Raw genomic sequence first — 8,295 nt, 5'->3', positions numbered from 1 at the left:
TCGTGGGTCGCTTGATCCCAGCTGGTACAGGCGGAGCGACACAGCAGATGCAACGCGTTGCACAAGATCGCGACAACGTGGTTGTTGAAGCACGCCGCATCGAAGCGGAAGCGGCCGCGGCACTTGCTGCGCCAACGGATGACATTGTTGGCGGTGACGTGTTCACCAATGCCGATGATGTGTTCTCAACACCTGAGAGCCGCGACGAATAAAGCGCTGCTTTAGAAATTGAAAAAGGCCCTCGCTGGAAACAGCGGGGGCCTTTTTCGTTTGCGGCGGACGTTCGAGGCAGCATCGACGTGCAAGCCGTTCTTGCATGTAGCGTGGTACGGATCACCCGACTTGTTAAAAAAGGCAAAACTGGGCAATTTGTTAATCGCTAGCATTTTTCAATAAAGCATCGCACGGTTTTACGACATTTGAACGCCAAGTGACTCATGGCATCGTCATTTTCCGTCGCCGCAAGATTTTCAAGGAGGTAACTTCCATGCCCGACCACATAATTACTGACATTACCCTCGCCAATACAGGTGACGCACTCGACGTTGTTGGCGCCAACGCTGTTTTTGTCTCCCAAACAGGCCAGCTCTTGGCGACAAGCGGGTATGGCATCGATGCGAACGATGACGGAACTTACATGACGATCGCCGGCACAGTCTATGGCGCTTTAGCTGGGATCAACATGAACAGCGCGGGGGAGTTTTATGCGAACACCACACACGTTACGTTCACCGGCACGGTGAGCAGTAACAATGGTGATGGCATGAATATTCAGGATAGTCAGCACAATTTGATCAATGATGGGTTAATCAGTGGTCGGGTGGGGGTGGATTATTCTGGGACGACATTTGAGGTCGTAAATCGCGGTGTGATAAGCGGTCAATTTGGCGAGGCCATGGATGTGATTGCTGTTGCTGGCCATATACGCAATTTCGGCTCAATCACGTCGAATTCTGATCCCGCTATCCGTTTCCAAAACTCAGGACCGCACGGCGAGAATACGCCTCAGGTGATCAACTACGGCACAATTTCGGGACAGGGCCTTTCAATTACCAGTTACTCAGAAGTCCTTGATGTTCTGAACTACGGGTTGATGGACGGTGGCATCTCTGGCTCCCTTTCGAATGACGAAATACTGAATGATGGCGCGATTTATGGCACCGTCGAATTGGGAAAAGGAGATGACATTTATGTCGGGTCAGGTTCTGTTAGCCGCTCGGTGAATTTGGGCGAGGGCGCTGATTTTTACAACGGCAAAGGAGACAGCAACGTCACCGACGGCATCTTTGGCGGCATCGGGGATGATACCCTGCTTGGTGGAAACAACGACGATTTACTCTATGGGGATGCCGACAACGATCTGCTTCGGGGTCGCAGCGGCGATGATCTTATCGAAGGCGGCATCGGTAGTGATACTATTCGCGGCGGCGACGGCGAGGACACGATCACCGGAGGCGATGGCGCGGATGTGCTCAAAGGGCGAATTGGCGATGACGATCTTTCTGGCGGTGATGGAAGCGACGAAATCTGCGGTGGTGAGGGCGATGACACGATCACTGGTGGCAAAGGGACCGATCTCATCGAAGGGAATGAAGATGCGGATGTGCTCAACGGCGGAAAAGGCGATGATACGATCCGTGGCGGCGACGGAGATGACATCATCATCGGTGGTCTTGGCTCCGACCTTTTGACCGGCGGAGCTGGTGCAGATGTGTTCATCTTCGAAAGCGCAGCAGAAAGCACCAACAATGCGGCACGCGACGAGATCGACGACTTTGGCGCAGGTGATGTGATTGATCTTAGCAGTGTAATCGTCGACACGCTCGATTTTATCGGGACGGGCGCTTTCACAGGAACCGCGAATGAGGTCCGCATCAAGGAAGGCTCTCAAGGCAACACAACCGTTTATGTGGACACCGATGGCGATGGTTCGGGCGATATGCGGATTTTTGTAACTGACACGACGGGCATGACCGCGAGCGATTTCATTCTGTAAACCACTGTCGCGTTAAGTGTCGTTGAAAATTAACGAAAAGGCCTCATCTGGGGTCAGCAGAGGCCTTTTCATAGTCAATGGCGTTTCATCATCATCTGGTGAACGGCGTGCATGCCTTGCTCTGCCATTGCCGATACCTCTTCGGCATGGACTTGGAGTGCGTCTACAACTTCGGGATCATCAGAGGTTTGAATGACCACGATACCGTCATCAAGAATATCTAATTCTGTAAGAATTTTGTCGCCGCGCTCAAAAATAATATCGAGCGTCGGGCTCTGAATAAGGATCTTCGGATCGTCCTCATTGAACACCCGTTCTGTCATACCTGCGACATGATTCACCAGCGCTTCCATGACTTCTGGATTAGACGTGCGCGTTACCGTTCGTATCCCGTTTGGCAGGTTTTCGACCGTGCGCGTAAAGCTTCTAAATCCACGAAACATGACAGCGAGCTCGGTGCTTTCTTCAACGCTCGCGTTTTCACCGCGCAAACCGGGCATGTTGACTTCGTCATGGCCAGTTCCATCGGCACCATGGCTGTGCTGTGCATGTGCTGCGCCGTGGTCGGCATGAGGGAACATGAGTAACCCAGCAACGAGGACTGCGCTTACCTTGAAGGAGGCTGTTAGCCTAGCGGGTAAAGAAGATATTAACATTGAAGTGTTCCTTGAAGGTGATGATCGAATGGCAAGATACACTAGCAAAGCTGCATACCTAATGACAATTGCGTCAAATGCGCTGGTATCCTTTGCAACGTCTCGGTCGGTGATTGCTCGAAAGCTGACATGCGTATCTTCGTAAAACGGACCTTTTGCAGCAAACATTGCCCAAATCGGCTTTGATTTACTGAGCGGCTCGCGCGATCGGACTAGAGCGCCGCGAAGCATGTCGTATTCAGACTAGGCGGCCCTCCTAAACTAAGCGATAGAGGGCCATGAACTGGCTTTCCAATCTTTCCGACAATGCCAAGGGCGCACTTCTTATGATGTGCTCAATGGCGGCTTTCACCTTTAACGATTTATGCGTCAAAGGCATTGGATCGGATGTTCCGCTGTCTCAGGTTTTACTTTTGCGCGGTGCCCTTGCGAGCGTGTTGATTTATCTGCTCGCGCGCTATCTAAAAGCGCTGGCTTGGCCTGCACGCGCAAAGGATCGCTGGCTTATCGTTCTGCGATCTATCGCGGAAGTCGCTGCGGCCTATTTCTTTTTAACCGCTCTTTTGAATATGCCTTTCGCCAACGTAACGTCGATTTTGCAAACGCTTCCGTTGACCGTGACCCTCGCGGCGGCGCTTGTTTTCAAAGAGCCCGTTGGTTGGCGGCGCTTATTGGCGATTGCGGTTGGTTTTTGTGGCATGCTCTTGATTGTGCGCCCCGGCACGGATGGGTTTACGATCCATTCGATCTATGTGCTCTGCGCCGTCGTTTGCGTGACCGTGCGTGATCTGGCGGCGCGGCGATTAAGCAAAGATGTAAAATCGCTAACTGTAACCTTGGTTGGGTCTATCTTTGTGATGGCTTTCGCTGGTTTTGGCAGCGCGGCGACTGGGGAGTGGACTGGCATGAGCGGCGCGCAGATCGCATTGCTACTTGCATCCGCGATCTTTGTCATCGGCGGCTACGTGTTCTCTGTTATGGTTATGCGGATCGGCGAAGTCGGGTTCACATCGCCGTTTCGCTATACTGCGATGCTTTGGGCGCTTGTGCTGGGTTATGTTTTCTTTGGTGAATGGCCCGAGCCTCTCACCTTCGTGGGCGCTGCGCTGATCGTTGTGACAGGCATCTTTACGCTGTACCGAGAAGCGCGCGTCAAACGACGTTTGAAGCCAGCCTAGCCAAAAACGCGGCGCACTTGATCGGCGTCGACGGCAAAAAGGTCGCGAAAGCTTTGTTCGCCCGCAGCGTCCAGAAGCATCATTTTGGGTTTGCTTACCTTCGGCCCTTGGCGGCTGTCATTAAAGTCATTGTGTCCGCGTAGATACATCGGGGGATTGTCGAAGCTGAGCGTTGGCATAAAGCGGTTAATCTTGCCGTGCGCGAAATTCATTATGCTTTTGCGAATATGCGGCGCGATTGAGATACCAAGCGCCACGCCCCAATAGGGGTGAAAGGTTTCGTTTGCATAAATGCCCTCTGCGCAGGGGCGGACGATGAAGCCGCGCGCGAAGTCAAAACCAACAAACTTGTTGCGCTCCAAAAGCGGGCGACAATCAATGGCGGCGTTTCTATAAGTTTCAACGAAATTTACCGCGATTGCGTCATCGTCATCGTGGCGGAATTGTAAACAAGGCGCATCAGTTTTGTTGCGCACCGAGTTCATCGCCTTTTGCATTGTCTCACGGTGATCGGCTGGCGCATGGGCTTGGATGATGATCTGACGAATTGGAGCGCATAGATCAAACAGACGTTCCTGATAGTGCTCGGGAAGGTTGTCGCCAATGACGATGACAAAAGTAAAGTCAGGATCGGTTTGGGCCGCGATAGAGGGCAGCATGATCGTCTCGAAATGACGAAACCGCTCATCCATTCGCTGGGTGCGATAGAGGTAGGCGCTGCGCTCTTGCGCGCTTTCGTGTTCGACCTGAAATCCCCCCAAGGCGGGAAAGGAAAATCGACACAATCCGATGACTTGCATTGAGCGCTCCTGGCTCTAAATAATGTGTTGTGCAGAATGGCATCGGCATTTGCCTGCGACAAGAGGGCTAAGCGAATTGCTGCGCTGTTGACACGTTTAACGACTCCCCCTATACGCGCGCTATCCGGCTCTAGGGGGAACTCTATTTGCCGATATCATATCGACTGTGGTCAAGTCCTTGGCACCTATAGCCAGCGACCTCTGAGAACCAACCGCGACGTTCACCTCGGAATGGGAACGCTTGCGGTTTTTTCGCTTGTTTCAAGCGAATGTGCTCCACGGCACGGCAGATTTCGCGTCACGGGCATGTTACATGCACGCGGCAAAACTAAGTTGAGAGATGGGGAAGACACCTTCTATGCCAACGATCCAACAGCTGATCCGCAAGCCGCGTCAGCCTAAAATCAAGCGCTCTAAGTCGCAGCACCTAGAGCAGTGCCCACAGAAACGTGGTGTGTGCACACGCGTTTATACAACAACTCCGAAAAAGCCGAACTCCGCTATGCGTAAGGTTGCCAAAGTGCGCCTGACCAACGGTTTCGAGGTTATTTCGTATATCCCGGGTGAGAGCCACAACCTTCAGGAGCACTCTGTGGTTCTGATCCGCGGCGGTCGTGTAAAAGACCTTCCCGGTGTGCGTTACCACATTCTTCGCGGTGTTCTGGATACTCAGGGCGTCAAAGATCGTAAGCAACGTCGTTCGAAGTACGGCGCGAAGCGTCCTAAATAAGGAGAGGCTGATATGTCACGTCGTCACGCCGCTGAAAAACGCGAAGTCCTGCCCGACGCCAAATATGGCGATCGCGTACTGACTAAATTCATGAACAACCTGATGATCGACGGCAAAAAGTCCGTTGCTGAGCGCATCGTATACTCTGCGATGACCCGGGTTGAAGACAAGATCAAGCGCGCACCTATCGAGGTGTTCCACGAAGCGCTCGACAACATCAAACCGTCCGTCGAAGTACGCTCCCGCCGTGTTGGTGGTGCAACGTATCAGGTTCCGGTCGAGGTTCGCCCAGAGCGCCGCGAAGCGCTTGCGATCCGTTGGTTGATCAAAGCATCCCGTTCACGCAACGAAAACACGATGGAAGAGCGTCTTGCTGGCGAACTTCTTGACGCAGTGAACACTCGTGGCTCCGCTGTTAAGAAGCGCGAAGACACTCACAAAATGGCCGAGGCGAACAAAGCCTTCAGCCATTACCGTTGGTAACAAAGAGGAAGTAGCCAAATGGCACGCGAATATCCCCTCGATCGATACCGCAACTTTGGTATCATGGCGCACATCGATGCAGGCAAAACGACCTGTTCCGAGCGCATTCTTTACTACACTGGTAAAGAGCATAACATCGGCGAAGTTCACGACGGCGCTGCAACCATGGACCACATGGAGCAGGAGCAAGAGCGCGGAATTACCATTACGTCTGCGGCAACGACGACGTTCTGGGAGCGTACAGAAGACGGTGTAACAGCCGACTCTGAAAAGCACCGCATGAACATCATCGACACCCCTGGCCACGTTGACTTCACAATTGAAGTTGAGCGTTCCTTGGCTGTTCTTGACGGCGCGGTTGCGGTTCTTGACGCAAACGCAGGCGTTGAGCCACAGACAGAGACAGTTTGGCGTCAGGCCGACCGTTATAAAGTTCCACGTATGGTTTTCGTCAACAAGATGGACAAAATCGGTGCGGACTTCTTCAACTGTGTTCACATGATTGAAGACCGTACAGGTACAGTTGCTGTTCCTATCGGTGTTCCAATCGGTGCCGAGACAGAGCTTGAAGGCCTTGTTGACCTAGTGACCATGGAAGAGTGGCTCTGGGAAGGTGAAGACCTTGGCGCGTCTTGGAAGAAAGCTCCTATTCGTGAAAGCCTGCAAGACATGGCTGACGAGTGGCGCAACAAGCTGGTTGAAGCAGCTGTTGAGCAAGACGACGACGCAATGGAAGCCTACCTCGAAGGCAACGAGCCAGACGTTCCAACGCTGCGCAAGTTGATCCGCAAGGGTACACTGGCAATGGCGTTCGTTCCTGTTTTGGGCGGTTCCGCGTTCAAAAACAAAGGCGTTCAGCCACTTCTCAACGCTGTTGTTGACTACCTGCCGAGCCCGCTCGACGTTGTTGACTACATGGGCTTTAAGCCAGGCGACGAGACAGAAACACGTGACATCGCACGCCGTGCGGACGATGACATGCCGTTCTCTGCGCTTGCGTTCAAAATCTGGAATGACCCGTTTGTTGGCTCGCTGACATTCACACGCATCTACTCCGGTAAGCTGGAGAAGGGCGATACGTTCCTGAACTCGACCAAAGGCAAAAAAGAGCGCGTTGGCCGCATGATGATCATGCACTCCAACGACCGTGATGAAATCAGCGAAGCATTCGCTGGCGACATTATCGCACTTGGCGGCCTGAAGGACACAACAACAGGTGACACGCTTTGCGCGGTTAACGATCCGGTTGTTCTGGAAACGATGACCTTCCCTGATCCCGTTATCGAGATCGCGGTTGAGCCTAAAACAAAGGGCGACCAAGAGAAGATGGGCATCGCGCTTCAGCGTCTGTCTGCTGAGGATCCATCCTTCCGTGTTGAGACTGACCTAGAGTCCGGTCAGACGATCATGAAGGGTATGGGCGAACTTCACCTTGATATTCTCGTGGACCGTATGCGCCGCGAATTCAAAGTTGAAGCGAACATCGGTGCGCCTCAGGTTGCTTACCGCGAGACCATTGGTCACGAAGTTGAGCACACCTATACGCACAAGAAGCAGTCTGGTGGTTCTGGTCAGTTTGGCGAGGTGAAACTTCAGATCACGCCGACAGAGCCGGGCGAAGGCTACTCCTTCGAGTCCAAAATCGTTGGTGGTGCTGTTCCGAAGGAATACATCCCGGGTGTTGAAAAGGGCATTAAATCTGTCATGGACTCCGGTCCTCTGGCGGGCTTCCCTGTGATCGACTTCAAGGTTCAGCTGCTCGATGGTAAGTTCCACGACGTTGACTCCTCTGTGCTTGCGTTCGAAATCGCAGCTCGTATGGCGATGCGCGAAGGTATGCGCAAAGCGGGTGCGAAACTGCTCGAGCCAATCATGAAGGTCGAAGTGATTACGCCGGAAGAGTACACAGGTGGCATCATCGGTGACCTCACATCCCGTCGTGGTCAGGTTCAAGGTCAGGATACGCGCGGCAATGCCATCGCGATTGATTGCTTTGTTCCGCTGGCGAACATGTTCGGATACATCAACACACTTCGTTCGATGTCGTCTGGCCGTGCGAACTTCTCTATGCAGTTCGACCACTACGAGCCGGTTCCGCAGAACATCTCTGACGAGATCCAAGCGCAATACGCATAAAACGAGCGGTGCGTGGGAAACCACGCACCCTACACCCCATCAAGTAGGGTGCGTCATTGACGCACCGTTTGAATACAAAGGAGGCCTCTCATGGCTAAGGAAAAGTTTGAACGCAATAAACCGCACGTCAACATCGGCACAATTGGCCACGTTGACCACGGTAAAACAACGCTGACAGCTGCGATCACCAAGCAATTCGGTGACTTCAAAGCGTATGACGAAATCGACGGCGCGCCAGAAGAAAAAGCGCGTGGTATCACGATCTCCACAGCGCACGTTGAGTACGAGACAGAGACACGCCACTACGCGCACGTTG

General features: G+C 53.1%; 9 protein-coding genes. 7 read left to right on the top strand and 2 right to left on the bottom strand.

Features of this window, described 5'->3' with window-relative positions:
• Positions 1 to 212 (top strand): hypothetical protein (locus ACRBCU_RS13025; protein ID WP_431365823.1); only part of this gene is annotated, 212 nt, incomplete at its 5' end.
• 275 nt (positions 213 to 487) lie between these two features.
• Positions 488 to 1,996, top strand: a complete 1,509-nt coding sequence (locus tag ACRBCU_RS13020; protein ID WP_431365822.1) for a calcium-binding protein — start codon at positions 488 to 490, stop codon at positions 1,994 to 1,996.
• A gap of 74 nt (positions 1,997 to 2,070) precedes the next feature.
• Here ACRBCU_RS13020 and ACRBCU_RS13015 read toward each other — a convergent pair whose 3' ends face one another.
• Positions 2,071 to 2,652 carry a hypothetical protein gene (locus ACRBCU_RS13015; protein WP_431365821.1) on the bottom strand — a complete coding sequence of 194 codons (582 nt, stop codon included), beginning with the start codon at positions 2,650 to 2,652 and terminating at the stop codon, positions 2,071 to 2,073.
• A gap of 278 nt (positions 2,653 to 2,930) precedes the next feature.
• Here ACRBCU_RS13015 and ACRBCU_RS13010 point away from each other — a divergent pair, with 278 nt between their 5' ends.
• Positions 2,931 to 3,830 carry a DMT family transporter gene (locus ACRBCU_RS13010; protein WP_431365820.1) on the top strand — a complete coding sequence of 300 codons (900 nt, stop codon included), beginning with the start codon at positions 2,931 to 2,933 and terminating at the stop codon, positions 3,828 to 3,830.
• Here ACRBCU_RS13010 and ACRBCU_RS13005 read toward each other — a convergent pair.
• Positions 3,827 to 4,630, bottom strand: coding sequence for a putative rhamnosyl transferase (locus tag ACRBCU_RS13005; RefSeq protein WP_431365819.1), 804 nt, complete (start codon positions 4,628 to 4,630; stop codon positions 3,827 to 3,829). The two genes, ACRBCU_RS13010 and ACRBCU_RS13005, sit on opposite strands and share 4 nt — an antisense overlap.
• Before the next feature lie 358 nt (positions 4,631 to 4,988).
• Between ACRBCU_RS13005 and rpsL the strand changes: the two genes are divergently transcribed.
• The 4 genes from rpsL to ACRBCU_RS12985 form a co-directional block, all read left to right on the top strand.
• Positions 4,989 to 5,360: a 30S ribosomal protein S12 gene (rpsL, locus tag ACRBCU_RS13000; protein WP_009828243.1), complete on the top strand. Its 372-nt coding sequence runs from the start codon at positions 4,989 to 4,991 to the stop codon at positions 5,358 to 5,360.
• A gap of 12 nt (positions 5,361 to 5,372) precedes the next feature.
• Positions 5,373 to 5,843, top strand: coding sequence for a 30S ribosomal protein S7 (gene rpsG / locus ACRBCU_RS12995; RefSeq protein ID WP_009831266.1), 471 nt, complete (start codon positions 5,373 to 5,375; stop codon positions 5,841 to 5,843).
• A gap of 18 nt (positions 5,844 to 5,861) precedes the next feature.
• Positions 5,862 to 7,979, top strand: coding sequence for an elongation factor G (gene fusA, locus ACRBCU_RS12990; protein WP_431365818.1), 2,118 nt, complete (start codon positions 5,862 to 5,864; stop codon positions 7,977 to 7,979).
• A 90-nt stretch (positions 7,980 to 8,069) separates the two neighbouring features.
• The coding region (locus tag ACRBCU_RS12985; protein WP_431365817.1) for a GTP-binding protein at positions 8,070 to 8,295 on the top strand (226 nt) is incomplete at its 3' end.

This window comes from Planktotalea sp., assembly GCF_050633725.1.
In the GTDB taxonomy this organism is placed as follows: Bacteria; Pseudomonadota; Alphaproteobacteria; order Rhodobacterales; family Rhodobacteraceae; genus Planktotalea.
The sequence above is the reverse complement of the archived record's forward strand: the minus strand, read 5'-3'. Positions and strand labels throughout refer to the sequence as shown.

Bases quoted from the DNA above. Each gene is read 5' to 3' on its own strand.
- ACRBCU_RS13020 (WP_431365822.1), top strand. From the start codon at position 488: ATGCCCGACCACATAATTACTGACATTACCCTCGCCAATACAGGTGAC.
- ACRBCU_RS13015 (WP_431365821.1), bottom strand. From the start codon at position 2,652: ATGTTAATATCTTCTTTACCCGCTAGGCTAACAGCCTCCTTCAAGGTA.
- ACRBCU_RS13010 (WP_431365820.1), top strand. From the start codon at position 2,931: ATGAACTGGCTTTCCAATCTTTCCGACAATGCCAAGGGCGCACTTCTT.
- ACRBCU_RS13005 (WP_431365819.1), bottom strand. From the start codon at position 4,630: ATGCAAGTCATCGGATTGTGTCGATTTTCCTTTCCCGCCTTGGGGGGA.
- rpsL (WP_009828243.1), top strand. From the start codon at position 4,989: ATGCCAACGATCCAACAGCTGATCCGCAAGCCGCGTCAGCCTAAAATC.
- rpsG (WP_009831266.1), top strand. From the start codon at position 5,373: ATGTCACGTCGTCACGCCGCTGAAAAACGCGAAGTCCTGCCCGACGCC.
- fusA (WP_431365818.1), top strand. From the start codon at position 5,862: ATGGCACGCGAATATCCCCTCGATCGATACCGCAACTTTGGTATCATG.